This is a genomic window from Mesorhizobium sp. WSM4806 (assembly GCF_055811635.1).
The window spans coordinates 25,441-52,070 of the sequence record NZ_JBVVQZ010000023.1 but is presented as its reverse complement, the minus strand read 5'-3'; the positions used below and the strand labels follow the sequence as shown (position 1 = coordinate 52,070).

The 26,630-nt window shown below is 60.8% G+C and carries 19 protein-coding genes and 2 pseudogenes; 15 read left to right on the top strand and 6 right to left on the bottom strand.

Annotated elements, in window-relative coordinates; genetic code table 11:
- Position 1: 1 nt before the first annotated feature.
- From AC0L2M_RS28945 to AC0L2M_RS28915, 7 genes are all read left to right on the top strand, one after another.
- The gene (locus tag AC0L2M_RS28945; protein ID WP_287260183.1) at positions 2–1,282 is read left to right on the top strand and encodes an alpha/beta hydrolase; all 1,281 of its coding nucleotides are present in this window, start codon (positions 2–4) and stop codon (positions 1,280–1,282) included.
- A 220-nt stretch (positions 1,283–1,502) separates the two neighbouring features.
- Entirely contained in the window at positions 1,503–2,411 is a 909-nt protein-coding gene (locus tag AC0L2M_RS28940; protein ID WP_473536533.1) for a peptidyl-prolyl cis-trans isomerase, read from the top strand.
- Positions 2,408–3,451 carry a HupE/UreJ family protein gene (locus AC0L2M_RS28935; RefSeq protein WP_473536532.1) on the top strand — a complete coding sequence of 348 codons (1,044 nt, stop codon included), beginning with the start codon at positions 2,408–2,410 and terminating at the stop codon, positions 3,449–3,451. Before AC0L2M_RS28940 ends, AC0L2M_RS28935 begins: the two co-directional genes overlap by 4 nt.
- Before the next feature lie 21 nt (positions 3,452–3,472).
- Positions 3,473–4,588: a hypothetical protein gene (locus AC0L2M_RS28930; RefSeq protein WP_473536530.1), complete on the top strand. Its 1,116-nt coding sequence runs from the start codon at positions 3,473–3,475 to the stop codon at positions 4,586–4,588.
- A gap of 58 nt (positions 4,589–4,646) precedes the next feature.
- Positions 4,647–6,599: a DUF3604 domain-containing protein gene (locus tag AC0L2M_RS28925; RefSeq protein ID WP_287234235.1), complete on the top strand. Its 1,953-nt coding sequence runs from the start codon at positions 4,647–4,649 to the stop codon at positions 6,597–6,599.
- A 738-nt stretch (positions 6,600–7,337) separates the two neighbouring features.
- Positions 7,338–8,894: a DUF1254 domain-containing protein gene (locus AC0L2M_RS28920; RefSeq protein WP_473536528.1), complete on the top strand. Its 1,557-nt coding sequence runs from the start codon at positions 7,338–7,340 to the stop codon at positions 8,892–8,894.
- A complete protein-coding gene (locus AC0L2M_RS28915) occupies positions 8,846–9,208 on the top strand; it encodes a HupE/UreJ family protein (RefSeq protein ID WP_473536526.1) in 363 nt (120 codons plus the stop codon). The genes AC0L2M_RS28920 and AC0L2M_RS28915 overlap by 49 nt, the downstream gene beginning before the upstream one ends.
- Positions 9,209–9,303: 95 nt before the next feature.
- On the opposite strand, the pseudogene AC0L2M_RS28910 reads toward AC0L2M_RS28915, so the two are convergent.
- The 4 genes and pseudogenes from AC0L2M_RS28910 to AC0L2M_RS28895 form a co-directional block, all read right to left on the bottom strand.
- A pseudogene (locus tag AC0L2M_RS28910) lies at positions 9,304–9,993 on the bottom strand (mechanosensitive ion channel family protein); the annotation flags it as partial.
- A gap of 442 nt (positions 9,994–10,435) precedes the next feature.
- Positions 10,436–10,963: a hypothetical protein gene (locus tag AC0L2M_RS28905; protein ID WP_473536525.1), complete on the bottom strand. Its 528-nt coding sequence runs from the start codon at positions 10,961–10,963 to the stop codon at positions 10,436–10,438.
- A 712-nt stretch (positions 10,964–11,675) separates the two neighbouring features.
- Positions 11,676–13,751 carry a mechanosensitive ion channel family protein gene (locus AC0L2M_RS28900; RefSeq protein WP_287174803.1) on the bottom strand — a complete coding sequence of 692 codons (2,076 nt, stop codon included), beginning with the start codon at positions 13,749–13,751 and terminating at the stop codon, positions 11,676–11,678.
- Between the two features lie 145 nt (positions 13,752–13,896).
- Positions 13,897–14,200, bottom strand: a pseudogene (locus AC0L2M_RS28895) (hypothetical protein); the annotation flags it as partial.
- Positions 14,201–14,796: 596 nt separating this feature from the next.
- Here AC0L2M_RS28895 and AC0L2M_RS28890 point away from each other — a divergent pair.
- The 8 genes from AC0L2M_RS28890 to AC0L2M_RS28855 all read left to right on the top strand — a co-directional run bounded on the left by AC0L2M_RS28890 (position 14,797) and on the right by AC0L2M_RS28855 (position 24,433).
- Complete coding sequence (locus AC0L2M_RS28890; RefSeq protein ID WP_287342604.1) at positions 14,797–16,434, top strand: arylsulfatase; 1,638 nt, start codon at positions 14,797–14,799, stop codon at positions 16,432–16,434.
- Between the two features lie 72 nt (positions 16,435–16,506).
- Complete coding sequence (locus AC0L2M_RS28885; RefSeq protein ID WP_287342606.1) at positions 16,507–17,064, top strand: hypothetical protein; 558 nt, start codon at positions 16,507–16,509, stop codon at positions 17,062–17,064.
- Positions 17,061–18,062, top strand: coding sequence for an HAD family hydrolase (locus AC0L2M_RS28880; protein ID WP_287342608.1), 1,002 nt, complete (start codon positions 17,061–17,063; stop codon positions 18,060–18,062). The genes AC0L2M_RS28885 and AC0L2M_RS28880 overlap by 4 nt, the downstream gene beginning before the upstream one ends.
- Before the next feature lie 17 nt (positions 18,063–18,079).
- The gene (locus AC0L2M_RS28875) at positions 18,080–19,048 is read left to right on the top strand and encodes a formylglycine-generating enzyme family protein (RefSeq protein WP_473536524.1); all 969 of its coding nucleotides are present in this window, start codon (positions 18,080–18,082) and stop codon (positions 19,046–19,048) included.
- The gene (locus AC0L2M_RS28870; RefSeq protein WP_287342612.1) at positions 19,045–19,164 is read left to right on the top strand and encodes a DUF2950 family protein; all 120 of its coding nucleotides are present in this window, start codon (positions 19,045–19,047) and stop codon (positions 19,162–19,164) included. Before AC0L2M_RS28875 ends, AC0L2M_RS28870 begins: the two co-directional genes overlap by 4 nt.
- Positions 19,165–19,381: 217 nt before the next feature.
- Positions 19,382–21,514 (top strand): adenylate/guanylate cyclase domain-containing protein, encoded by a 2,133-nt coding sequence (locus tag AC0L2M_RS28865; RefSeq protein ID WP_473536523.1) that lies wholly within the window; start codon positions 19,382–19,384, stop codon positions 21,512–21,514.
- Between the two features lie 574 nt (positions 21,515–22,088).
- The gene (locus AC0L2M_RS28860; RefSeq protein WP_473536589.1) at positions 22,089–23,426 is read left to right on the top strand and encodes a DUF3300 domain-containing protein; all 1,338 of its coding nucleotides are present in this window, start codon (positions 22,089–22,091) and stop codon (positions 23,424–23,426) included.
- 20 nt (positions 23,427–23,446) lie between these two features.
- Positions 23,447–24,433, top strand: coding sequence for a DUF2950 domain-containing protein (locus AC0L2M_RS28855; protein WP_473536522.1), 987 nt, complete (start codon positions 23,447–23,449; stop codon positions 24,431–24,433).
- 134 nt (positions 24,434–24,567) lie between these two features.
- Here the strand turns inward: AC0L2M_RS28855 and AC0L2M_RS28850 are convergent, their stop codons facing one another.
- Both AC0L2M_RS28850 and AC0L2M_RS28845 read right to left on the bottom strand, forming a co-directional pair.
- Positions 24,568–24,729: a hypothetical protein gene (locus AC0L2M_RS28850; RefSeq protein WP_023801807.1), complete on the bottom strand. Its 162-nt coding sequence runs from the start codon at positions 24,727–24,729 to the stop codon at positions 24,568–24,570.
- Between the two features lie 35 nt (positions 24,730–24,764).
- Positions 24,765–26,414 (bottom strand): alpha/beta hydrolase, encoded by a 1,650-nt coding sequence (locus tag AC0L2M_RS28845; protein ID WP_473536521.1) that lies wholly within the window; start codon positions 26,412–26,414, stop codon positions 24,765–24,767.
- Positions 26,415–26,630 lie beyond the last annotated feature (216 nt).

The window sequence follows — 26,630 nt, the reverse complement described above, 5'->3', positions numbered from 1 at the left end:
CCTGTCCCAAGTCAGGCGTATCAGCAACGTCTTGTTGGCGTCGGCGTTGGTTGGCCTGCTGTCGGGGTGCGCGTCCCGTCCGACGAATGTGCTGCTGCCCGTGGCCGATACCTCGCCTTCCTCCAGCAAGGTGGAGATGCTGGTCGCAACGACACGCAGTCGTTCCTCCAATCCGGCACAAATGTATACGGGCGAGCGCGGACTGGCCCCCTCGTTCGCGGAAATCACGGTTTCGATCCCTCCGCCTTCGGTCCGCAAGGTTGGAGAGGTCGCATGGCCCAAGAAGCTGCCATCAAACCCGGCGACCGATTTTGCCGTCGTGCAGGCCCAGGAATTGACGCTCGAGACAGCGAAGGGGTGGCTTAGCGCCTCTGTCAGGAAGAGCCCGGATCACAGCGTCCTCGTCTTCATTCACGGATTCAACAATCGCTTTGAAGACGCGGTCTATCGTTTTGCGCAGATCGCGAAGGACACCGACACGCAGAGCGTCCCGATCCTGGTCACATGGCCCTCCCGAGGCAGTGCGCTGGCTTATGGCTACGATCGTGAAAGCACCAACTACACGCGAAATGCGCTTGAACTGCTGTTCCAATATCTTGCACGCGATCCCCAGATAAAGGAAGTTTCGATCCTCGCCCATTCGATGGGCAACTGGCTTGCGTTGGAAGGCTTGCGCCAGATGGCCATCCGCAATGGCGGCCTTCCGGCGAAGTTCAAGAACGTCATGCTGGCCGCGCCAGACGTCGACGTCGATGTTTTTCGCACTCAGATTGCCGACATGGGCAAACAGCACCCGCAGTTCACCCTCTTTGTCTCGCAGGACGATCGCGCGCTCAAAGTTTCGCGACGGGTCTGGGGCGACATCCCCCGGCTCGGATCGATTGATCCGGAACAAGCTCCATACAAGGAAGATCTCGCCAGCAACAACATAACCGTCATCGATCTGACGAAAGTCAAATCCGGCGATCCTTTGCATCACGGCAAGTTCGCCTCGTCACCGCAGGTCGTTCAACTGATTGGGGCGCGTATGGCCGGCGGCCAGACGTTGACCGACAACAGGATAGGCCTGGGCGATACCATCATTCACGCAACGACCGGTGTGGCGGCAGCGGCGGGCAGCGCGGCAGGGTTGGTGATTGCGGCACCTGTTGCAGCGGTCGATCAAAACAGCAGGGAAAATTTGGGCAATCACATCGGCGCCTTGACGGGTTCCCAGGCCAACCAGAAATCGAGTGCTGGCAAGGAATGCGTTGGCTCCGCCACAAAAGGTTGCAAGAAGTAGGCCCTCGGTTGGCCTGCGCGGAGTAATTTTCGAGGTTGGCGCACGACTCCTCAAACGCTCAGCTGCGGCTTTGTTGTTGCCCTGTTACGTGCTTGCCCACGTAAATTACATTCCGCCCCGGATTTTTGGGCCTACCATCCATGCAGAGCGAAAGAAGTAGTCGTCGAGGTATCACACTCGAAGGGCTCTGATGCGAGTTGCTGTCGTCCTGGACCGAACCATGGATGCGACGGCAGGGGGCGCAGGAAAGCGTATGATATTGCTCAGGGAGCCTCTGCTACATTTTGCTGTCATCGGTGCGATCCTGTTTGGCGGCTATTCCTGGCTGAACGACAGGCAAACCGAAGCGACAGCCGCCGAGCCGATCCGGATCGGTGAAGGCGACGTGCGCTGGCTCAAGCAGACTTGGTCGAGCCAATGGCTGCGTGAGCCAACCGCCGATGAGCTCAAGGGTCTCGTCGACGATCTGCTGAATGAGAAAGTGATGGCGCGCGAAGCGCAGGAGATAGGCCTCGACAAGGACGACACCATCATCCGCCGCCGCCTGGCGCAAAAGCTGAAATTCCTTGTTGAGGACACCGCCCAGCTTGCCGAGCCGACCGAAGCGGAACTGCGGCAGTTCCATGCGGCCAACCCTGCACCCTTCGAGACGCCCGGAAAACTCTCGTTCCGGCAGGTCTACTTCAACCCGGAGCATCGCAAGGATGCCGCGGCGGACGCGACCGCCGCGCTGGGTGCGCTGTCAGCGAATACAGAGGACGGTTCGACCGCGGGCGACCGGCTGCTGTTCGGCGACAGCTTCGCCGATACCGACGAGTTGGCACTGTCCGGAATGTTCGGTGCCGATTTTGCGCGCGCGGTGTTTGCACTCGAAGCCGGCGGATGGCAGGGGCCTATGAAATCCGGCTATGGCTTTCATCTGGTGCTCGTCACGAAGCGTACAGCGACCACCCTGAAGCCCTTCGAGACGGTCAGGGATGCGGTCCTTTCTGAGTGGCGCTCTGCGAAGCAGACCGAGGTCAGCCGCGATTATCTGATCGCGCTGCGCAACAAGTATGGCGTCGAGCTGGACGACACCACGAAAGCGGTATTGGGGCCCGAGCCCGCACCGAAAGTGGCCACGCAATGAACCCGCTGACCAAATGGTCTGCACTCGTCCGAGGTGCCCGCGCCGCGACGGGGTGCGTTCGGCTGGTCGTGTTGACAGCGGCCATCGCCATGCTGTTCTCGCAGGTTGCCTCGGCGCACGAGGTGCGCCCAGCCTACCTCAGCGTTCAGGAAGAGGCGCCGAACGAGTTCAGCGTGCTGTTCAAGACACCGATGCAGGGTGACGCGCGTCTGGCGCTGTCGGCAGCATTCTCGGGCAAGGTCGAGAACCTCACGCCGGTCGTCTCGCGCCCGACCGGCGACGCAATGGTGCAGACCTGGCAGATGCGCGCGGTCGAGCCGTTGGAAGGCCAGGTGGTATCGATTGACGGCCTGCAAAACACGATGACCGATGCGCTCGTGCGCGTTGAGTTCGCCAGCGGCGACGTGTGGATCGAGCGGCTGACGCCCGGCGCCCCGGAAGCGACGGTTCCTGCAACTCCAAGCCGCTGGTTTACGGCCGCCACTTATTTCAAACTTGGCGTCGAGCACATTCTGTCAGGCTTCGATCATCTGCTTTTCGTGCTTGCCCTGCTCATCATCACCGAGGGCTCGTGGCGGATCGTCAAGACGGTCACCGCCTTTACCGTTGCGCACAGCATCACGCTGGCGCTGGCGACGCTCGGCTTTGTTAGCGTACCCTCGCCGCCGGTCGAGGCGGTGATTGCGTTGTCGATCGCGTTCGTCGCAGTCGAGATCGTCCACGTACGGCAGGGGCGCAGAAGTTTAGCCGCTCGAGCACCCTGGCTGGTAGCATTTGCTTTCGGGCTTCTCCATGGCTTCGGTTTTGCAGGCGCCCTTAGCGAGATTGGACTGCCGGCGGGACAGATTCCCGTTGCGCTACTGTTCTTCAACCTCGGAGTGGAGGTCGGACAGCTTCTTTTTGTCGGAGCCGTACTTGCGCTTGTCACACTGATCCAGGTCCGCAGGCGATCGCTGCCGGCCTGGCTGGATCTCGTGCCGCCATACGCTATCGGCACGATTGCAATGTTCTGGGTGATCGAACGTGTGGCGACCTTTTGAGATTGTCGGGAAGGGCGGCATATGAACACCTCGCGCAGGGATCGGCGAACCGGGCTGACAAGCGCAGCACTGGCATCGCTGATGTGCATGATTGCCGCGGCGTTCCTACTGACCGCGACGCCGGCGCATGCCTGTGTGCTCTGTATGCCCTATCCCAAGGTGACGAATACCGACCAGGTCGTCGGGAGCGGCACGGCGGTCTTCGCGCGCGAGAATCCGGCAAGACCTTTCTCCTACGCAGTGCTGGAAACATTCAAGGGACGCTACGACGGCAGCGCCATCCCTCTGTTCCTCGATTCGACGACGGCCCGCGCCCTCCAGCTGTATCCGGCTCTCCAGATTATTCTTGTCCAGAACGGCCCCGGCGGGGCCTGGAGGGCGCTTGGCATGGCGGGGCGCGAGTATCAAAGTGTAATGCGCCAGGTGGCGCAATGGGACAAGAGCTCGAAGACGCTGGCCGGACGCGCGGTGTTCTTCGCCACTTACCTCCGGCACGAAGATCGCAGGCTCGCCGAACTGGCCTTCCTCGAGGTCGCGCGCGCGCCCTACGCAACGCTGCGCGATCTCAAAACAAGAGTTGCGCGTGACGACATCTATCGAATCGTCAACGACTTGTTTCATGTCGAATGGCATGGGCTCTACATCCTCATGCTCGGCATGTCGGACCGCCCGGAAGACATCGCCTTCGTTCGCGGAAAACTGAGGACCGCGGCGGAGTATGGGCTGACGATCAACCTCGGTGCCTACGCCACTGCACTCATCGAGATGACGGGCGCGGACGGGGTGACCCAGCTCGCGGAAGAATACTTCGTCGAGCCGGGCCGAAGTCATTCAGAGCTGCTCGAAATCGTCAAAGCATTGTCGGTACAGGGGACGGGCGGGGCAGTCGAACTGCGGTCAGCGATCATAGAAGCTTACGGTCGCCTGCTCGCGCATCACCCCGAGCTTGCCGGGAATGTCGCAAATGACCTGTCCGATTGGAAAGTCGTTCGTTTCGTGCCCAGGCTGCGTGAAATTCTGAATGCGGGCGTTGGCCTGGACGACGCATCGCATTTCGCGATCGCTATGTACCTTTCAAGCGCTGATGAAGGCGGGAGTTCCAAGGCCGTGTTCACGCGGTCCAGTGGTCCCCGATGAGCAGTTTTCCAGGGAATGATTGGCTTGGCATGCACCAAACAGTTGGAGGAGGACTATGATGAGACCGCTCGGACTTTTGCAGTTTGTTTCAGTCGCCGCTCTTGTAGCTGCAAGCCTGACAGGCGCGCTGCCCGCTGCAGCGCAGGATACCCTGCTGGATTCCGGTTCCTTGGACAAGGGAACCGCCGACCAGCTCTATCCGGCCAAACGGGCCTATTCTCCCTGGGCTGGCCGAAACTTCCCGACGAGGCCGCTGTTCGGCGACACCCACACCCACACATCTTTCTCCTTCGATGCCGGCGCCTTCGGTGCGCGCCTCGGACCGCGCGATGCCTATCGCTTCGGCAAAGGTGAGGAGATCATGGCCTCCTCGGGACAACTCACCAAGCTGTCTCGACCGCTCGATTTCCTGGTCGTCACCGACCATTCCGACAATATGGGCTTCTTCAACGACCTGTTGGCCGGCAAGCCTGATATCGTGGCGGACCCCAAGGGACGACGGTGGTACGACATGATCCAGTCCGGCCAGGGCGCCGCTGCCGCGATCGAGCTCATCACTGCCTTCGGGGCAGGGCAACTCACCGGGCCGCTACTTTATTCGCCCGACTCCGCCCCCTATCGCTCGGCATGGCAGGAGACCATTGACGCGGCGGAGGAGGCGAACGATCCAGGCCGCTTCACTGCTGTGATCGGCTACGAATGGACCTCCAACACGAGCGGCAACAACCTGCATCGCAACGTCATTTTCCGCGACAATGGCGATCTCGCCCGCCAGATCGTACCTTTCACCGTGCTCGCACCGGGCAGCGACAATCCCCGCGACCTGTGGAAGTGGATGGCGGCCTATGAGGAGAAAACCGGCGGCGACGTGCTCGCCATCGCCCATAACGGCAACCTTTCCAATGGCCGCATGTTCCCGATCATCGAGCCGGGCGTCGACAAGCCAATAGACCGCGAATATGCGGAGACGCGCGCCAAATGGGAGCGTCTTTACGAGGCGACACAGATCAAGGGCGACGGCGAAACGCACCCCTTCCTGTCACCAAATGACGAATTCGCCAGCTTCGAGCGCTGGGACAAGGGCAATCTCGACCTGACCGTCGTAAAGACGCCCGATATGCTGGAGTTCGAGTATGCGCGCTCGGCGCTGAAGAATGGGCTCAAGCTGGAGCAGGAACTCGGGGTGAACCCCTACAAGTTCGGCATGGTCGGCTCGACCGACGCGCATACCGGCCTTGCCGCTGTCGAGGAGGACAATTTCTTCGGCAAGACATCCAGCAGCGAGCCGGGGCCGGCCCGCGCCACACACCCGTTCGTCAAGACCGAGAAGGCGACCATTATGGGCTGGGAGCAGACTGCTTCCGGCTACGCGGCGGTCTGGGCCACCGAGAACACCCGCGAGGCGATCTTCGACGCGATGGCACGCCGGGAGACTTATGCCACGACCGGATCGCGGATGCTGGTGCGGCTCTTCGGCGGCTTCGATTTCGTTGCAGCCGACGCCAATACTCGCAGCCCCGCCTTCATCGGCTATACCAAGGGCGTGCCGATGGGCGGCGATCTCACTGCCGCGCCCAAAGGCAAGGCGCCGACCTTCCTGGTCGCAGCGCTGAAGGATCCGATCGGCGCCAACCTCGATCGCTACCAGATCGTCAAGGGATGGCTCGATGCCGCCGGAAAGGTGCAGGAAAAGGTCTATGACGTTGCGTGGTCGGGCGACCGCAACCCGGGCGCCGACGGCAAGGTGCCCGCTGTCGGTAGCACAGTCGATGTCGCCGACGCCATCTGGACCAACACGATAGGTGCGCCGGAACTGGTCGCCGTCTGGGTTGATCCCGAGTTCGATCCGGCCCAGCGGGCGTTCTATTACGGCCGCGTGCTGGAAATCCCGACGCCGCGTTGGACGGCCTACGACGCCAAATATTTCGGCGTAAAAATGCCGCAGGAAGCGACGATGGAGATGCAGGAGCGCGCCTACACCTCGCCGATCTGGTATACGCCGGCCGACTAAAGGAGACGCCGGTTTTTGCTTGGCTGTTGTGGGCAGGCGGATCGTGCGCCGCCTGCCAAGACAGGAAGGCTCAAACATGCGACAAGCTCCTTCCTCAAAACGACCCGCCTGATCGTTGTGTTGCCGGTCTGGCTCGTTGTTCTGGCGCGTTCGCGCTGAGTCGGATCAAGTCCGCGATCAAGCCGCTGATGACCGACCGCGACGACGAGGCGGAGGCAGCCGGAAAGCGTGAATCGGACTTCGTCGATGGTGATTTAAGCCAGCAAGGCCCAGTCAGCCGCATAGTTAGGAAATCGCCCGACCACCCAAGGCAAACGCATGCTCCAGCGCTGGCCTTGGGAACGAGCGCCACCGATATGCCGTCCACGATCCGGTGGACTTGGGCACGACAGTCTTTCCGCGCAGGGGTTTGAGCTTCCTTACTGCGGAGGCACCCGACCCGGATCACCGTACCCTCGCGTGTTGAGGTTTTCGACCGCCCGCGCCTCGTTTCTTCGTCAATTACGGGTTGGTCCACGTAATTTACATACTGCGGCTGGCACGGCACGAATGCCGAGCCTAGGTTGCTTTGAATAACGTGGCGCAATGCCAGCGAGTATCGGCCAAAAGGCAAGAAAGCATTTTCAGCGCAGCGCGTCGGTTCCCGATCCGTCGGTTGATGGACCGGACGCTTCTGTTCCCGAAAAAATGAGAAGACCGGCCGCCCCGCGGCCTGAACCGCTGTGAAGGATGAAAGCCATGAAACACTACCTGAAATTGGCCGGCTCTACTGCGACCGCTGCACGCACGACGAGACTGCTTTGCGCCACCGCCGCGGCGGTACTGATGGGCATGAGCACCGCTTCCGCCGAAGCGCCGAAGATGAAGATGACCACGCCGATACCGGATTCTATCGTCACGCCGGAGAGTGTGGACACCAGGATTGGCAAACTGAAATTTTTCGATGGCTTCCCGGATGACGCCACTTCGGAGAAGATCTACGACAATCTCGATTTCATGCGCGGCGTCGATGCTTTTCTCAACGCCATGCCTGGTGCATCCGTCGAAGCTATGCGGGTTGGATTTGCCAGCCAGGGAGCCGACAACAACCAGACCATCCTGGTGTTCGAAAACCTGGCGGACTCGCATTCGCTGTTCCTGACGGCCAACACCGAAAGCATCTACAATCTCATGTGGCTGGACACCAAGGCTGGCCCGCTGGTCATCGAGACACCGCCCAATATCCTGGGCATGATCGACAATCACTGGTTCCAATATGTCGGCGACGTCGGCAATGCCGGACCTGACAAGGGCAAGGGCGGAAAATACCTGCTTTTGCCGCCGGGTTACCAAGGCGAGATACCCGAAGGCTATTTCGTGTTTAAGACGTCGACCTACGGAAACCTGTTCTTCTGGCGCGGCTTCCTCGAGAACGGCAGCACCGCCACTGCTGTCGAAAACACCAGGAAATTCGCCAAGGTTTATCCTCTTTCGGAAGCTGACAACCCGCCGCCGATGAAGATCATCAATTCTTCCGGCAAGGAGTTCAACACCATCCATGCCAATGATTTCCATTTCTACGAGGAAGTGAACGACATCGTCCAGTACGAGCCGGAGGAATCCTATCACCCGGAAGTGTTGGGACAACTCGCCGCCATCGGCATTGTAAAAGGCAAACCCTTCGCGCCGGACGAGCGGATGAAAAAGATCCTCACCGAAGCCGTTGCCGTCGGCAACGCGACTGCGCGCACCATCACCTTCAAGACCCGCATGAAGGATGCCTACTACTATCCGGACAGTGCCTGGTTCACCGGTTTTGTCGGCGGCAGCTACGAGTTTCTTCTGCAGCCCGGCGTTCGCTATCTGGATGCCCGTGTCCTGTTCCACTACTATGCGACGGGCATCACCCCGGCCATGGCGATAAAGCGCGTCGGCATCGGTTCGCAATACGCCGCTGCCACAACCGACAAGGACGGCAAGCCGTTCGATGGCGGCAAGACCTATAAGGTGCATCTGCCGCCAAACATTCCGGCAAAGAATTTCTGGTCGTTCGTCTTGTATGACAACCAGACCCGTTCGATGCTGCAGACGGACCAGCAATTCCCCAGCATCGGCAGCGACAAGAAAGACATCGTGATCAACGCGGACTCCTCGGTCGATGTCTGGTTCGGCCCGACAGCGCCGGAAGGCCATGAGACCAACTGGGTCCAGACGGTTCCCGGCAAGGGCTGGAACGTTCTTCTTCGCCTCTACGCGCCGCTGGAGCCATGGTTCGACAAGACCTGGCAGCCGGGCGAGATCGAACTCCTCCCCTGACAAGTGGGTACGGTTGGCCATGGGGCGCGGATCCCATGGTCCCGCTGGCGCTCTTCTCATTCAACGTCGGCGTCGAACTTGGCCAGCTGATGTTTATTGCCGTCGTGCTGGTCGCCATCCATCTAGTCCAGCGCGTTTATGAATTGCCGCGGCAGGCGGTTGTCGCCTCAGCCTATGTCATCGGGACGACCGCAGCGTTCTGGAGCATTGAGCGCCTTGATTCAATGTTCATGGAGCGGGCGTGGGGCGACCCCAAGGGTACAATGAAATCCGAGCAGCGATCCGACCCACACGAAGGCTCTGACCCGTGGTGAATGCTCGCATCGATGCCTTTCTCAGAGAGGTCAGGCCGAGTTCGGATGACGTGGACAGGACCGCGCAGCTCTATGGCGTGTCCCTCACCGCCTCCAAGGGGGGCCTTGCTCTTTTTCAGGGTTTGGGTTGCCTGATGAGCAGCGGCCGCAGTTTCCCCGCCACTCTCGACGTGAACGGTGGGAACCGGCATCTTGATACCGTTTTCCGCGAATGCCGCCTTGATCATCATGTATGCGCGCCGCTTGATGCCGAATTGGGTCCCGGGCTTCGTCGTCAACTTTATCCTCAGAACGATCGCGTATTCCCCAAAACTGTCGATGCCCTGCATCTTGAGCGGCTCAATCGTGTCGGCCGCAAATTCCGGGTCTGCCGCCAGCTCCTGGCCGATCTTCTTGATGAGCTTGCGCGCCAGGTCCACGTCGGAATCATAGGTAATGTTGATCATCATCTTGTCGATCACCCAATCCCTGCTCATGTTCTGGACCGCCCCGAGCTCACCGAACGGGACGGTATAGACGGGGCCGCGATGATGACGCAGACGCACCGAACGCAGGCTGAAGGATTCGACCGTGCCTTTATAGCTGCCGCTCTGGATGTATTCACCGACTCGGAAGGCGTCGTCCATCATGTAGAACACGCCGCTCAGCACGTCCTTGACCAGGGTCTGCGAGCCGAAGCCGATGGCAATGCCGAAGATGCCGGCGCCGGCAATCAGCGGGAGTATCTTCACGCCGAGCCCGGCGAGGATCGTTAGCACGGTGACCGCGGCTATGAACAAGGCAAGGGGACGCTCGTCAACGTCCCCGGGGCGGCGCATCTCCTACCCTTGGAGCAGCCGGAGGAAGCCGCGTCTCGAATAGTCGATTTCCTCCGAAAACTTGACGGCTAGTGCCATCTACCCTTATGCCGTCGTCCAGTTGCCGGGTGCGTGGCGAGGGTCGCCTGCGCGCTGGCGCTACGGCAGCTTTTGGCGCTTCCTGCCGGTTCTGATCGACGAGGCCGACGACGGCCTTCCACCCTGCGACGCTCAAGACGGCGTTGGAATTGCACCTATCTTCTGCCCGCAGATCGGCGGACCACGGTGCTCCGCCCCACCCAAGAAATACACCCGCGCCCGGTGCCCAATTAGGCATCGGGTGGAACAGAATTGCCAATTCAATTCTGTGTTTTAAACGCCAACCTCGCGTTCCGGACCCATGAAGGCAAATGAGTGGTCACAGCGGGGGTCACTGCGTGAGGCACTTGCGGCCCATTGCCATTGCCTTGTATGTCCCCTTCAGATCGACGACAAAGGCCCCTTTGGTTTCCGGAAACACGGTCATTTTATATCTCTTCGCCACGGCGCGCTTGAATTTCGGATCGTCTGTCAAGATGTAGCCGCCAGAATATCCGCCCTTGAGTTCGCCGCTCGTGCTAGTGGCGACACCCTTAAAGAGTTGGCCGTCGATAGAGACGAAGATATCTGACGTCTTCCCGTTCTGAAGGCCGATGTCCTCCTTGGTGAACACGCCAAGATACCCGACCTCCTGATTTGCGGTAACGCCCATTTGCACCGCACTTGGCCCATCTTGGCGCACGATCAAGCAATCTCCGCGGGTTTGATCGGCATAGACCGTCCAGCCCTCGATGTCGTCCCCGTATCGCACAAGCACATCGCTGGCCTTGGGAAGGGGGTTTTGATCTTGTGCGTAGGCTGCCATCGCAGACGAAAGTGCTACTGACGTTGCCGCGATGAGTGTCATGAATTTTCGCATTGATATTCCCCTTGTGTGCAGGATTGTTTCTGGCTATGGGCGCCCCCATTTCGATTGCTCAGAGGCTGCTGTCCTCTTGCGGGGCGAGGCGATATTACGCGCTGTGAGTGACCTTGGCCGATCGGCTCACGTCAGGGAACGTAAATAACTGTAACCTACGGGCTAATGCTGGCCAGCGCACTGCGGACCGTTCAGTCCTCGACGCCATCGACGACGGCATGATGTCCGGTTTGACCCATTGCGGCCGTCCTGAGAGATAGCCGACATCCGGCGAACGACCATCACGCGATAGCCATTGCCCTTTGGTCGGCTTTGGCACGGCCCGAATTCCGTTCTCTCGGAATGCGTTGTGAACCGCCTTCAGTGCCGCCCGGCAGATCGCGAATTGCTTGCCCGGTTTCGCCGTGAACTTTGCCCGAATGACAAGGGTGCCGTCCTCGAGATCGGCAATACCTTTGCTCTTGAAGGGCTCCGATAGATCGGGGGCAAGCTGCGAGACGCCGTTCCAAAGGGGACGATCTTGGTTTTGGAAACACAATCAGGTCCCGCCGAATTGTCCTGTCTGCCAGCCGCGCTCTAGCCTCGTCTTCGTTCGCCGCGTCGAGGCGACAATCCCACGTCCTGAAATCTGAGCCACGTACACGGTCAACATCGATGCCTTTCTCAGAGAGGTCAGGCCGAGTTCGGATGACGTGGACAGGACCGCGCAGCTCTATGGCGTGTCCCTCACCGCCTCCAAGGGGGCCTTGCTCTTTTTCAGGGTTTGGGTTGCCTGATGAGCAGCCGCCGCAGTCTCCCCGCCACCCTCGACATGAACGGTGGGAACCGCGATCTTGATACCGTTTTCCGCGAATGCCGCCTTGATCATCATGAGTGCGCGCCGCTTGATGCCGAATTGGGTCCCGGGCTTCGTCATCAACTTCATCCTCAGAACGATCGCATAGTCCCCGAAACTGTCGATGCCCTGCATCTTGAGCGGTTCGATCGTGTCGGTCGCAAATTCAGGATCGGCTGCCAGTTCCTGGCCGATCTTCTTGATGAGCTTGCGCGCCAGATCCACGTCGGAATCGTAGGTAACGTTGATCATCATCTTGTCGAGCACCCAATCCCTGCTCATGTTCTGGACCGCCCCGAGCTCACCGAATGGGACGGTGTAGACGGGGCCGCGATGATGCCGCAGACGCACCGAACGCAGGCTGAAGGATTCGACCGTGCCTTTGTAGCTGCCGCTCTGGATGTATTCACCGACCCGGAAGGCGTCGTCCATCATGTAGAAGACGCCGCTCAGCACATCTTTGACCAGGGTCTGCGAGCCGAAGCCGATGGCGACGCCGAAAATTCCGGCACCCGCAATCAGCGGCGCAATCTGCACGCCGAGCCCAGCGAGGACGGTCAGAATGGTGACGGCGACTATGAACACGGCAAGGGCGTTGCGAAAAATCGGCAACAGCGTGCGAAGCCGGCCGCTGCGAGCCAGTTCATCGGCGCTGCTCCCATCCGTCGGCGCGAGGTTCATCCGATATTCGATCAATGCCTTCGACAGTTGCCAAAGCATGTCGGCGATGAGCAAAATGATGATGCCGTTGAGCAGCCCGGCTATCAGGAAGCCGCCGGTCTCGCTGCCGGCGAAAGTTGCGGCCCTGAGCCGCCAGATATAGGCGAGCCATGCGACCGCCGCGGCAATGACCGCCGCCCTGGCGCCCCTGACAATGAGCACGTTGAATACGACGCCCATCGCGCCGCTGCGCTTCGACCTGCCGGCGAAGGCCTGTGCCGCGGCGCCGACCCCGCGCAAGGCTGTCGGCAGCACCAGGGCGAAAATCCCAAGCCACAGGACGCCGAGCAGGCCGGCGACCCAAGCCCCCCAGAGCACGATCAGGAACAAGGTGAGAAACGATTGCTTGACCAGAGAACCTCGCACGTCGGGCCGGTGCCAGACGACGTCGATTGCGGTTGCCAGAATGCCAAGCCCGAACAGGAAGGCGGCGAGCTCTGCAGCCTCGGGAGAGAAGCCCAGGCCAGGCATGAGGCTGGCAATCGCCCAGCCGAACAACAGGAACCCGGCCACAAGGCTGACTCGCCACCGCCAGAAACGGGTCGAAGCTTCGCTTTCGAAAAGCGGAGTCGGCCTGTCCGAGGGAGCGCTCGTCGCACCGCCGAACGCAAACAGCAATCGGGCTGCCGCGCGAACGATACGGAACGCTATGAACGCAAGAAGCAGGGTCAGAATGATCCTGCGGAGCAGGGGTGGCCATCCGAGTGCCAAGAACGAACCGGCGCTGGCGAGCGCAAAAGTCAGCAGGGCGACAGTCTCGAAGAGGATCGCTTGTCCGGCGTCTTCCTGAGCAACCGCGCTCCTCGTCCTGGCGAGCGCTCGTCGCACCGCCCACTCGGCTCCGAAACCGACCGCGATCAAGACCGCCAGGATGCCCATGACCAGCCCTGGCCTGCCGGAGTTCACGTCACGCGAGACAATTTTGGCGGCGCGCGACAGTTCTTCCGGCAGGCGCGGGATCGCGGCGCCGAGCGCACCGATACGGGCACGAATACCCGCCTCCAAGCTCAAGATGTCCTCGGAAATGGACAGGCCGGGCTCGTCCGTGGCCGCTGGAATCTTTCCCTCGAGCCACGCCTTTAGTTGCGGATCGGACAAAAGCTCGAGGAACTGCTTTGCCTTTTCGGGCGGAAGGTCTGGGGAGGGCTGTTGAGCTAGCGAAGTTCCCTGCAAGAGCGCTAGCAAGAGCACGACGATAACTGGCAAGAACCCGAGCCGTAGCTTGTAATTCATGAGTGCCTCGAGTTTTGAATGCCGCAGCTGCACATATTGGCTCCTCGCCCTTTTATGGGCAACTGTTCTGGCTGCATGCTACGTCTCCGGGCAGAGTGGCTGCAAGCTAAGGGCGAAGTCAAAATCCATCGGACTCCTTGTGCCACTAAAACCGGACAACGAGTCCCAGAATCGGACCTTGCTGCGACATCGAGGAAACCGTCGTCGTTGCTGTAGTCGACGCCCAATGCCCGGTACCCGATGACCGATGAGACGCGATCGCTGAAACGATAGCCGATCGCCACGGCGACATCCAGTCGATGTCGGCTTCGCCGGCGCCGACGAGCCCCACCGGCCAGAATAGACCTCGGGCCTGACCGAATAGTTTCCGCGAGGACCGGCCGTGGCATCCACCCAGACTGCGCCGTCGCTTCACTGAAGGAGACGTCGGTGTCGACCGTCCACACCCTACTGTCGCGGAATGCCTCATTTGCGGATCGCAAATTCGGCATTTGGCAGGCGTCGCTTGCCGCCGAATATCACTGCTCCCTGCCAGGAGTTTTGCCGTTTGCTGCCATAGCGCCATCCCTTATGCGCTAGAATGCGCATAGTCTTTTTGATGGTGCCAGTATCGGTATGTAAGTTACGCAGTCAGACTGTTGCTTGGTGAAGCTGTATCCGCCGATGGCCGAGGATTGACACGCTTGTGGCAGCGGTCCTCAAAGAACCCGCAATGTCTTCCCGATCCGACCCAAGGCCATTGCGCGGTATATCGGCGCCGGGAATTGGATCTCCCTACTGCCATTTGTCCCATCGAGCTAGCCGTATCCTGGATAGCCCGCTTTCGATGCAACCGAGCGGATTCCGTCCGTAGGTTACCGTTAATTACCTTCCGCCCCGAGCGGCAATAGGCAAACCTCACGAAGGACGATTTTGTCGAAGGCATGGTTGAAGCGTCCTGCCACGAGTTCGTCTCGTCGACAGAACGCGGAGCATGTTTTTCTCGCCAAGGAACCGAAAACCCGGCTCATTTTGGAAAAGCGGTACAATCAAAGGAGGACGTCAGATGAGTGACAAGCAGGCGAATCCAGACCGACAACCGAACCGGCGCGACATTTTGCTGACCGGAGGATCTGTGCTCGCCATTTCAGCTGTCGCATCCGGAATAGCCACGAGCGCGAAAGCTCAAGCAGCCGGTGCAAAACCCAACATCCTCGTCATTTTCGGCGATGACGTCGGTTATTGGAACCTCAGCGCCTACAACCGGGGCATGATGGGCTATCGCACGCCGAACATCGATCGGATCGCCAAAGAGGGCGCGATCTTCACCGACCACTACGCCCAGCAGTCCTGCACAGCCGGGCGCGCCGCATTCATTACCGGCCAATCCTGCTTCCGCACCGGCCTGCTGAAGGTAGGCCTGCCGGGTGCCAAGGAAGGGCTGTCGGAGAAGGACCCGACACTTGCGGAACTGCTCAAGCCGCAGGGCTATGTTACCGGGCAATTCGGCAAGAACCATCTCGGCGACCGCAACGAGCATCTGCCCACCGTTCACGGCTTCGATGAGTTTTTCGGCAATCTCTATCACCTCAATGCCGAGGACGAGCCTGAGCATCCCGACTACCCGAAGAACCCCGAGTTCAAGGCCAAGTTCGGTCCACGCGGCGTGATGAAATGCAAGGCCAGTGCAACCGACGATCCTACCGAGGATCCGCGGTTCGGGCGGGTGGGTAAACAGGAGATCGAGGACACCGGTCCGCTGACGAAGAAGCGCATGGAAACTGTAGACGAAGAGTTCCTCGGCAGCGCGCTCAACTTCATCGACCGCTCGAACGCCGACGGGAAGCCGTTCTTCTGCTGGTTCAATTCGACCCGGACCCACATCTACACGTTTCTCAAGGAGGCTTCGAAGGGCAAGACCGGCTTGGGCATCTATGCGGACGCCATGGTGGAGATGGACGGCATGGTTGGCGAGCTTCTGGGCAAGCTCGATGACCTCGGCATCGCCGACAACACCATCGTCCTTTGGACGACCGACAACGGCGCGGAGGTTTTCTCGTGGCCGGACGGCGGCACCACGCCCTTCAAAGGCGAGAAGAACACAAACTGGGAAGGTGGCTACCGCGTGCCGTGCATGATGCGCTGGCCCGGCGTCATCAAGCCCGGAACCGAAATCAATCACATAACGTCACATGAAGACTTCGTGCCGACGCTCGTCGCCGCCGCAGGCGAACCAGACGTGACGGCCAAGCTGTTGAACGGATACGAAGCTGCTGGCAAGACGTTCAAGGTGCATCTGGACGGCTACAACCAACGCGACGTGTTAGCCGGCGAAGGCGAAGGCAAGCGCCACGAATACTTCTACTGGACCGATGACGGCAATCTCGCCGGCTTGCGTTACGAACGTTGGAAGATGGTCTTCCTCGAGCAGCGCGAGGAGGGGCTTGCCGTGTGGGAGAATCCGCTGATTCCGCTGCGGTTCCCGAAGCTCTTCGACATCAAGGGTGACCCGTTCGAACGGGCGCAGACGGACGCTGGGGAATATGACAGATGGCGTGTCGAGCACGCCTTCGCGCTCGTGCCGGCGCAGGCTTATGTCGCCAAACACCTGCAGACCTATGTCGAGTTCCCGCCGCGGCAGAGGCCCGGCAGCTTCGCGCTCGACCAGGTCCTGGCGAAACTGCAGGAGGGTGGCAGAAACTGAGTCTTCGCTCTGAACAGGCCGCGCTCGCACTATCGGCAGGCGCGGCCTCCAAGCTAACTCGGAAGCAGATCAATGGCAGTCGCGAACAACAATTCCTCGACCGAGACCATTGCTCAGCGGGCAAAGAACGAACTGCGCGAGTACGCGCTCCTGTCCTTGTATCTATTCGTCTGCTTTGGTGCGCTTATTCTCTACAAGGCAGCGATCCTTGGCGAGGAGGGCATCAGCTATCTGCCATCAGGTCTGGCGGCCATCAAGGCACTGATCCTGGCGAAGTTCATAATGCTCGGACAGATGATCCGCTTGGGAGACCGGCGTGGAGGAGGCAGAATCGCCTACGTTATAGCCTACAAGGCCTTGCTCTATCTGATCCTGCTTCTCGTTCTCTCGGTCCTCGAGGAAGTCGTCGTCGGTTTGATTCATGGGCGATCGGTCGCCGCCTCGCTCGCTGAGTTCGGAGGCGCCAAGCTGCCTCAGACGCTGGCGACAAGCCTGATCATGCTGCTGATATTGATCCCCTATTTGGCGTCCAGGGAACTGAATGTCGCCCTCGGCGAAGGCAGGCTCTGGACGCTGCTGTTCGAACACCGTCCCGCTCAAATTTCAGAAAGCAAAGGTGTCAAGCCATGACCGTTCTCGCTCGCGCCACCAGGCGCTATTTGCTGCCCCTTTTTCTGTTGATGGCGATTGCGCCTTCCGCGCAAGGCGCGGAAGTACTCGCGTCATGGAACGAAGGCGAGGCGAAGCAATCCATCGTGCGGTTCGTCGAAAGCGTGACCAAGGAAGGGTCGGCGGATTTCGTGCCTGTCCCCGAACGCATCGCGGTGTTCGACAATGACGGGACGCTGTGGGGCGAACAGCCCATGTATTTTCAGCTTCTGTTCGCGCTCGACCGGGTCAAGGCGCTCGCGCCCCAACATCCCGAATGGAACACGCAGGAGCCCTTTGCCTCGCTGTTGAAGGGCGATGTGAAAGCGGCGCTAGCTGGCGGAGAACACGCGATGCTGGATATCGTGATGGCCGCGCATTCCGGCATGACGACCGACGAGTTCGAACAGATCGTCCGCGACTGGTTTGCGAGCGCAAAGCATCCGAAGACAGGCAAACCCTACACGGAGATGATCTACCAGCCGATGTTGGAGCTGCTGGACTATTTGCGCGCCAACGGTTTCAAGACATTCATAGCCTCGGGCGGCGGCATCGAGTTCGTGCGAGTATTCAGCGAGCAGGTTTATGGCATTCCGCCCGAGCAGGTAATCGGCAGCAGCGGCAAAATGAAATTCGAGTTGAAAGGGGACCAGATGGTTCTCAACAAGCTGCCGGAAGTTGATTTCATTGACGACAAGGCGGGCAAGCCGGTGGCCATCCAAAAGCATATTGGGCGGCGGCCGATCGCGGCCTTCGGCAATTCCGACGGCGATCTGCAGATGCTGCAATGGACCTGCGCCGGACCAGCCCCGCGCTTCTGCCTGTATGTCCATCATACAGACGCGGAGCGCGAATGGGCCTATGACCGGCAGTCAAGCATCGGCCGTCTGGACAAGGGTCTCGACGCCGCAGTCGATTCTGGTTGGACGGTTGTCGATATGAAGAAGGATTGGAACCGGGTGTTCGCCTTCGAGAAGTAAGGAGTCGGAGCAAGACGATGCGTCAATTTGTGGAACGCCGGGCTCAATCTACACAGGTCGAAGAGCCATTCCTGAACATGGTCTGGATTCCTGGCGGTACATTCCTCATGGGATCGGACAAGCACTATCCCGAGGAGGCGCCGGCGCATAGGGTGACAGTGGGCGGCTTCTGGATGGACGCCTGCACCGTCACCAACCGCGAGTTTGCCCGCTTCGTCGATGCAACTGGTTACGTCACCTCGGCCGAACGTCCCGTAAATCCCGACGATTATCCCGGAGCGAAGCCGGACATGCTGGCGCCATCGTCCGTGGTGTTCAGCAAGGCCAAACAGCGTGTCGATCTTCGCGATCACTACAATTGGTGGGTCTACGTGCGCGGCGCCAATTGGCGCCATCCGCGCGGGCCGGCGAGTTCGATCAAGCGGCTGGCCGACCATCCGGTCGTGCATGTGAACTTTGAGGATGCCGAAGCCTACGCATCGTGGGCGGGCAAGGAATTGCCCACCGAGGCCGAGTGGGAATTCGCGGCGCGGGGCGGGCTCGACGCGGCCGAATTTGTCTGGGGCGATGAAATGGCACCCGATGGCCGACACATGGCCAATACCTGGCAAGGTGAGTTCCCATGGCAGAATTTCTGCGAGGACGGCTACGAGGGGACGTCACCCGTCGCCTCCTTTGCCGCCAATGGCTACGGCCTCTACGACATGGCTGGCAATGTCTGGCAGTGGACCACGGATTGGTACCAGGAACACGGCAAGATCGACAGCCCGTGCTGCACGGTTGACAACCCCCGCGGTGCCAAACGGGACGACAGCCTCGATCCACGGCAGCCGCAGATCAGAATCCCGCGCAAGGTGATGAAAGGCGGATCGCATCTTTGCGCGCCCAACTATTGCCGGCGCTACCGCCCGGCCGCGCGGATGGCGCAGCCGATCGACACGTCGACGTGCCATTTAGGTTTCCGCTGCATTGCACGCAGAACGTGACAAATACTGCTAAAAACGCCCGGCACGAGACCGATCTCGGCCCGGCTACCGAGGCGATCGTAAAACATATCGACCGCTTCAATCCCGGCGACACCTGGGAAGTGGTGGCCGATTGAGGAAAACCGCGTTCCATCTGCCAACGCTAATATCAATGTATCGAAAACCGGATTATTTTCGAGTCGATCGGCAAAACGCTGTGCTTTGGCAGAAGAGGTCTCCAATGCGATCTGACATGAAGCGCCTTGTTCTTTATTGTGCTTGCAGCGCCATGCTCACATTCCCTGTTCGCGCTGCAGATGTCGTTTCTGCCGCGGCGGGTTAGCGGGTTAACTGATGTCTTCTATGAAGGCGGCTGGATCGTTTCGACCCGCGCGCTGGGGCTTGGCGGCGAAGCTGTTTACAACCCTCGTCCTGCTCGGCGCTATCGCGGTGCTAGTGACTGGGGTGCTCGGTTACTTCCGCGCACAGAATGCTCTCGAAAAGGCAGTCTTCGACCAGCTCACGGCCGCCCGCCAGACCAAGACGCGCCAGGTTGAAACCTACTTCCGTACGATACAGGCCGATCTGCGCCTGCTCGCCACCTCCAAGATGGTGGTCGATGCGACGCGCGAGTTCCGGATTGCAGTCGACCAACTTGACCGGGCGGGCGTGCCGCCCGAACTGCAGAAGAAGGTCGGCGACTGGTACGCCGCGAACTTTATCCCCCAGATGACGGGTATCCTGGGCAGGGAACCACCCCTGTCGGACTACCTGCCGGTCGGTGGCGCCCCCTACCATCTGCAGCATCACTACATTGTGGAAAATCCGAACCCGGCGGAGCGGCGCAAGCTTCTGGACGACGCCGGCGACAGGAGCGACTACAGCAGGCTGCACGCCGTTTATCATCCATTGATGCGCGCCGCGGCTACGACCGTCGGCTTTTTCGATTTCATGATCGCCGATTCCAAATCCGGTCGCCTGATCTACACCGTCCAGAAGGAGGTCGACTTCACCACGTCCCTCCAGTTCGGTCCGTACCGCCGCTCCAACGCCGCCGCCGTCGTCGCCCGCTGCGCGGAGAGCGCCGACCGATCGGCCGTCTGTCTCGAGGATTTCGCTCCTTATGCGCCCTCTGGCGGCGCGCCGGTTGCCTTCATGGGAGCACCGGTGATCGACCAAGGGATCGTCATCGGCGTGCTGATCGCGCAATTGTCGAACGAGGAGATCGACGACGTTGTCACCGGCGGTCGCCGCTGGCGGCAGGAGGGGTTCGGCGAAACGGGTGAGGCCTATCTCGTGGGGCCCGATTATCTGGTTCGCTCCGGCCCGCGGGCGTTCTACGAGAACCGGGAGACCTACTTCGCCGAACTAAAGTCCGTTGGCCCCGACGACGAGGAGCTCGACGCAATTCAGCGTTACGGGACGCCAGTGTTGCATCAGCGCATCGACACCAAGGCCACTCAGGCGGCACTGGCCGGTGTCGAGGGCACCGGCGAGATCATCGGATACCGTGGCGTCCCGACGCTCGCTTCGTGGGGGCCGCTGGCGATTCCCGGCGTCACCTGGGCCCTCGTCGCCAAGGTCGACAGCGCCGAGGCCTTCGCGCCGATCGCCCGGCTCCGCCAGGATCTGCTGCTTGTAGGGGGACTGGCCCTGCTGGTGGTGGCCGCCACCGCCGCGTGGCTGTCGCGCGCGCTGCTCGGACCGCTGCGCGAGCTCACTGCCGGAGTAAAACGCTTCGCTGCCGGCGACTATCGCGCCAGCGTGCCAGTGCGCACGCGCGACGAAATCGGCCAGCTGTGCGCAGCTTTCAACGGCATGGTCGAGGATCTGCGCGAAAAGAATGTCGTCATCGAGAACAAGAACCGCGAGAATGAGGAGCTGCTACTGAACGTCCTGCCGGCGCCGATCGCCAATCGGCTGCGCGGAGGCGAAGAGAGGATCGCCGACGGCTTCGCGGAGGTCACGGTGGCCTTCGCCGATCTTGTCGGGTTCACCGCTCTCACATCGGAGATGCCGCCGCAGGAGGTCGTGACGTTTCTCAACGGGCTGTTCACGCGCTTCGATGCCGCGGCCAACGATCTCGGCATCGAGAAGATCAAGACTGTGGGCGATGCCTATATGGCGGTGTGCGGTCTGCCCGTGCCGGTCGCCAACCACGCCGAGCGCATGGTGCGCATGGCCATCCGCATGGTCCACATTACCCGCGAGCACGCCATGGAGCACAACGTCCCGATGAAGCTTAGGGTTGGCGTCAACAGCGGGCCGGTGGTGGCCGGCGTCATCGGCAAGAGCAAGTACATCTACGACCTGTGGGGTGACACGGTGAATCTCGCGAGCCGCATGGAATCAGGTAGCATTCCCGACGCGGTTCAGGTGACGCGGGCCGTCTACGAGCGGCTTAAGGACCAGTTCGTTTTCGAGCCGCGCGGCGCTATAGAAGTCAAGGGCAAAGGGAAAGTAGAGGCCTGGCTCTTGAGGTTGTAGAGTTGTGGCGCCGGACTCGGTCGTCGGCCGAATCTCTGAAGCGGCTCGTTTCGGCGCAATCGCGCCGGCTCCATCTCTCTTCACGATGCTTCGAACCAGCCTTCTCGACGCTCCGCGTATTCTGCGGGACATCTCTTATCGGCGCGATATGTCGAGCATTGGATCCAGAATTGGCGCTGGCGAGGTGCAGTTTTCCGCTCACCGCCAACTGCGCGGTCGCCCGCATTTGGCTGCTCGCGTTCGACGTAAATTACATAGAGTCGCTGGTGCAGCTGGGCCTATTGGCGCATCGTTTCAGCCTGCGGACAGGCGTCCTCGTTGGTGCCGGCCCTCAAAGCCTTTCTGCCGGCCAGGAGGAGATGAGTTGAAGGCCTTTCTTGCCACTGTCGTTGCTCTCTTGGGGTTGCCTTTCGCGGACGCACTGGCCCAAGACGACAGCCAGGATCTTGCCAAGAAGCTTTCCAATCCGATCGCCTCGCTGATCGGTGTTCCTCTCCAGTTCAATCACGACGAAGGCTTCGGACCGAACGGCGTAAGGCTTGCCGAGACAGAGACAGACAGGGAGGATCAACGCATGACGGGCAATGAGATGTTGAAGGTCGGTGCAGCGGCGCTGGCGCTGCTGCTTGCCGGGCCTGGTTCGGCGTACCCTGTCCTTGCACAAGAACAGGTCGCGGCGGCTGACGCATCCGGCGATGCGGCGGCCTCGCCGGGGCCGCTGAGCGCCGACGAGATGGAGGTCCTGGTTGCGCGCATTGCGCTCTATCCGGACGAACTGATCGCGGTGATCACGGCGGCTGCGCTTTATCCGCTGCAGATCGTCGAGGCGGCGCGCTTCCTAGACCGCTACGAGAAAGACAAGAGCCTGACACCCAAGGACAGCTGGGACGGCTCCGTCGTGTCGCTGCTCAACTATCCGGACATCGTCAAGATGATGAGCGACGACCTCGAATGGACGCAGACGCTCGGCGACGCCATCGCCTACCAGCAGAAGGACGTGCTGGTTGCCATCCAGCAGCTGCGCGACGAGGCGGTCGCCAAGGGCGTGATCAAGACCGACGACAAGATCCAGGTGGTCAAGGAGAACGACAATGTCGTCATCAAGTCGGCGAGCTCCGAAGTGATCTACGTCCCGCAATATCCGCCGCAGATGTTTTATGAGCCGGGTTACGTGTGGGAACCGATCCGCTATTATCCCGATCCTTACCCCTATTATGTGTATCCGGGCGCGACCTTCTTCGCCGGGGCGGTGACGGGCGCCATCTGGGCCGCCGCCGTCGACTGGGACGACTGGGGGGTATGGGGTGGAGGCTGGAACGGCAACGACATCGATATCGACTGCAACAACTGTTTCAACAACCGCGACTTCAACGGCAATATCAACATCAACGACGTCGACTGGAAGAATGTCGATCGCAGCAAGATCAAGATCGACCGCGATCAGTTGAACAAGTTCGACCAGAACAACATCAAGAACAGGATCGAGAAGAATGGCGACAACGCCATCCGCGACCGCGCCCGCGACATCAAGAAGAACGACAGCCTCGCCAACAGGGCGCCGGGCAAGACGGCGGGAACGAGAGACGTGCGCAAGAGCACGCTCGACGGGCTGAAGGCCAAGCCCGCCAACGTGACCCGCCCCGCCAAGCCCGCCAACATCCAGAAACCTGCGGCCAGGCCTACCGCCAACCGCCCGGCGGCGAATCCGGCCAAGGTGAACCGTCCGGCTGGCAAGCCAAAACCTGCGGCAAGGGTCGACAACCGGCCGAAGAAACCGTCGGGGCTTGGCAACGTCGATCGCGGCAAGGCGACCAAGGTCAGCTCCAACCGTGGCCACAAGTCGATGGGTGGCGGCAGCCGTGGCGGCAGCCACAAGCAGATCAAACGCGGCGGCGGCGGACGCCGGCGTTAACGGTACGGGAGGACAGGACCATGACACAGATGTTCAGCACCACCCGTCACACGGGACTTTTGCATACGATCGTTCTCCGCACTGTCTGCGCCGTGGCGCTTGCAGCCAGCATCGCCGTCTCGCAGCCAGCCGCTGCACAGGATGCGCCGGATGCGCCGGAGATCACCGCCTTTGCGGCCGCCGCCGAGCCGCCTGTCTTCGATACGCCCGAGGCAGCGGTCGAAGCATTCAAGCAGGCGCTCAACGACGCCGGCAACGGTGCGGTTGCGGCCCTACTCGGCCTCGATGCGGAAAAGCTGAAGGCCGACGAGAACGCAGACGAGACGCTGGCGGCGATCAAGGAGGGTGTGGCCAAGCAGCTTGTCCTCGATGGCGAGGGCGACCGCCGCACGCTGCAGATCGGCGACAAGCTGTGGCCGCTGCCTTTTCCGATCGTCAAGGGCGAGGACGGCAAGTGGGCTTTCGACACCTATGCCGGGCTCGAAGAGATCGTGAACCGGTATGTCGGCGAGAACGAGCTCACCGCGATCGAGACGATGCGCACCTATGTCGACGCGCAGGAGGACTATGCGTCGCAGGACCGCGACGAGGATGGCGTCGAGGAGTTTGCGCAGAAACTGATAAGCTCGGAGGGCGCGACCGACGGCCTCTACTGGCCGACCGACGACATCAACGGCGAGAGCCCGGCCGGTGGCAATATCGATCAGGCCGAACTTCAGGACGCGGCCAAGGGCGAAGGCTATTTCGGCTACAAATACAAGATCCTGACCGGCCAGGGCGATCAGATCGCCGGCGGCGCCTACGACTACGTCATCAACGGCAACATGATCGCCGGCTTCGGCCTTATCGCCTGGCCGGCCAAATATGGCGAGACAGGCGCAAAAACCTTCGCCGTCAACCAGCACGGCGTCGTCTACGAGGCGGATCTCGGGCCAGCCACCGAGCAGATCGTCAAATACATCGACCGCTTCAATCCGGACGATACCTGGCAGGTCGTGGGCGACTGAGAGAAATGGATCAAAAGCCGGGTTATTTTCGAGTCGATCGGCAAAACCCTGCGCTGTGGCAGAAGAGGTGGTATGGAATTGAGCTTCGCATTCATGGCCAGACCCGGCCACCAGTCCGTCGTCAGGCCGCGCGCCTACACCATGATCCGCAGGCCTTCGCGGCGAACGGCATCAATTTCGCCCAGCCGACGGTGCAGGTCGGGAACGACGAGAAGCAGGCGGCTGCCGCCGCGGCCAACGTCTTCGGCCAGTTGGAGGCGCAGCTCAGGCGCGCCCGGAATGGTCGTGAACGGCATACGTCCAGGCGCTTGGCCTTCGCCAGCCGCTCCCTTCACCGCCGTCGCAAAAATTCCAGCTTCAGCCGGTTGATCTGCTCCGCGGTCCATCCCCGAACGTCAGTCACTTCGATCCAGGCATCGATGTAATGCTCCGGCGCATAGACATGCCCGTACCCCATCGGGGCCGTTGTGGCCATCGCCATGTCGACGGTGAGCTGGAGAAGCGTCACCACCGGATACCATTTGAGCTCGGGAGACACGTCGGAACCGCGCGGCCCCGCCATCCATTCCGGCTGTCGGTACAGGGAGCGGTAGTCGAAGAACGTCACCGGGTCGCTCGCATATTGAAGATAGACGATCCGCATCGGTCCCCAATGTGCGTCCGGGATCGCCAGGCCGTTCTCCTGGCTCGTGAACCGCACATACGACCCGTCCCTGAAGCGTGGCAGCCAGGCCGGCGATCCTCGCTCGCGGTCGTCGGTGACGGAACGCCAGATCCTGCTCGGAAATGGCGGGCCGCTCCAAAGTGCCCCCTGATACGGGTCGCCGATCACTTCGAACAACTCGGCGGATTGCTCGGAGCTCAAGGCGCCAAGGCTCAGCCCATGCAGGTAGAGCCTTGGGCGCCTTTCCTTGGGAAGCGTGGTCCAATGCGCGTAGATTTCCGCAAACAGGGTACGAGCGGCCTCGGCGCCATAGCCGGGCTCGACCAGGAGAGACAGCCAGCTTGTGAGATACGAATACTGCATGGCGACGCTCGCGACGTCGCCGCCGTGGAGATATTCGACGGTGTCCATTGCAGCAGGGTCTATCCAACCGGTACCTGTCGGCATCACTACGATCAGCACCGAGCGATCGAATCCGCCGACGCGCTTGAGCTCCTCGAGGGCGAGCTTTGCGCGCTCCTCGGCTGTCTCCGCAGACCGCAATCCGACATAGACGCGGATCGGCTCACGCGCATCCATCCCCAGGAACGAGCCTAAATCCTTGCTCGTCGGCCCGGTCGCGATGAACTCCCGTCCCGCCCTTCCTAGCTCATCCCACTCGATCAGCGAGGTATCGCTTCCGGTCTTGCTGGGGTCGGCAGGCTGTTGGGTCTCGGGCTCGATCAGTTCATCGAATGCCTGGAACGACGAATCCGCGGCATGGACCGCAACCCTGAAGAAAACGCCGTTGACCACTGTCCAGAATAACGCAGCTGCAGCGGCAATGCCGATCACGTATGACACGCGTATCGGCACGATCCGGCCAAGCATTCGCGAGATGAACAGGAACGTGACCTGAAACAATCGCGCCAAGAGGATCAAGAGCACGAAGGTCAGCAACGCGATCAGACCGACCTTCAGGGGGTGCGCAGTGTCTACCGGCTCGAGCCTCATGAGCTGCCGGATCGAATTTTGCCATTCCGAAGCCTGCCAGAGAAACGCCACGGCAACCAGGATGCAGGTGGCCGCAGCGACGAGTTTGATGGCCCGCAAGATGCGGCCGGTGGGCTTGGGCAACTCCAGGTAGTCGGCCAGCCAGCGCCCGAACACGCCAAGCCCATATCCGGCCGCGAAAGAACATCCCGATAGAATGCCTTGCGTCACAAACGTGCGTGGAAGCAGCGTAGGGGTGAGCGAGGCCGCCAAGAAGAGTGTTCCGATCAGCAGGCCAGCGGCTGAGAAGGAACGCCAGAACCTGAAGATCCAGAACAGCCTCATTGGAGCGGCCACGTGCGATCGCTGGAGTGCTTCGAGGCAGCTTGCCGTGCAAGATGCGTCGGCGCAACCCGCAACTGCGCGGAACCACGGCGACGCCACGAACTCGATACCAATCTGGAGCAGTCTTTGTTCTGGAGCAGTCTTTCCAAACTTTAGGGGTGCGGTCGCTCGCCGTTCACCGCGCGTGTCAAAGGAGACTGAGCAGCGCGGCACGAT

Bases quoted from the DNA above. Each gene is read 5' to 3' on its own strand.
- AC0L2M_RS28890 (WP_287342604.1), top strand. From the start codon at position 14,797: ATGAGTGACAAGCAGGCGAATCCAGACCGACAACCGAACCGGCGCGAC.
- AC0L2M_RS28845 (WP_473536521.1), bottom strand. From the start codon at position 26,414: ATGAGGCTGTTCTGGATCTTCAGGTTCTGGCGTTCCTTCTCAGCCGCT.
- AC0L2M_RS28880 (WP_287342608.1), top strand. From the start codon at position 17,061: ATGACCGTTCTCGCTCGCGCCACCAGGCGCTATTTGCTGCCCCTTTTT.
- AC0L2M_RS28925 (WP_287234235.1), top strand. From the start codon at position 4,647: ATGAGACCGCTCGGACTTTTGCAGTTTGTTTCAGTCGCCGCTCTTGTA.
- AC0L2M_RS28935 (WP_473536532.1), top strand. From the start codon at position 2,408: ATGAACCCGCTGACCAAATGGTCTGCACTCGTCCGAGGTGCCCGCGCC.
- AC0L2M_RS28920 (WP_473536528.1), top strand. From the start codon at position 7,338: ATGAAACACTACCTGAAATTGGCCGGCTCTACTGCGACCGCTGCACGC.
- AC0L2M_RS28915 (WP_473536526.1), top strand. From the start codon at position 8,846: ATGGTTCGACAAGACCTGGCAGCCGGGCGAGATCGAACTCCTCCCCTG.
- AC0L2M_RS28875 (WP_473536524.1), top strand. From the start codon at position 18,080: ATGCGTCAATTTGTGGAACGCCGGGCTCAATCTACACAGGTCGAAGAG.
- AC0L2M_RS28905 (WP_473536525.1), bottom strand. From the start codon at position 10,963: ATGCGAAAATTCATGACACTCATCGCGGCAACGTCAGTAGCACTTTCG.
- AC0L2M_RS28850 (WP_023801807.1), bottom strand. From the start codon at position 24,729: ATGCCGTTCACGACCATTCCGGGCGCGCCTGAGCTGCGCCTCCAACTG.
- AC0L2M_RS28900 (WP_287174803.1), bottom strand. From the start codon at position 13,751: ATGAATTACAAGCTACGGCTCGGGTTCTTGCCAGTTATCGTCGTGCTC.
- AC0L2M_RS28855 (WP_473536522.1), top strand. From the start codon at position 23,447: ATGACACAGATGTTCAGCACCACCCGTCACACGGGACTTTTGCATACG.
- AC0L2M_RS28860 (WP_473536589.1), top strand. From the start codon at position 22,089: ATGACGGGCAATGAGATGTTGAAGGTCGGTGCAGCGGCGCTGGCGCTG.
- AC0L2M_RS28865 (WP_473536523.1), top strand. From the start codon at position 19,382: ATGTCTTCTATGAAGGCGGCTGGATCGTTTCGACCCGCGCGCTGGGGC.
- AC0L2M_RS28885 (WP_287342606.1), top strand. From the start codon at position 16,507: ATGGCAGTCGCGAACAACAATTCCTCGACCGAGACCATTGCTCAGCGG.
- AC0L2M_RS28940 (WP_473536533.1), top strand. From the start codon at position 1,503: ATGGATGCGACGGCAGGGGGCGCAGGAAAGCGTATGATATTGCTCAGG.
- AC0L2M_RS28930 (WP_473536530.1), top strand. From the start codon at position 3,473: ATGAACACCTCGCGCAGGGATCGGCGAACCGGGCTGACAAGCGCAGCA.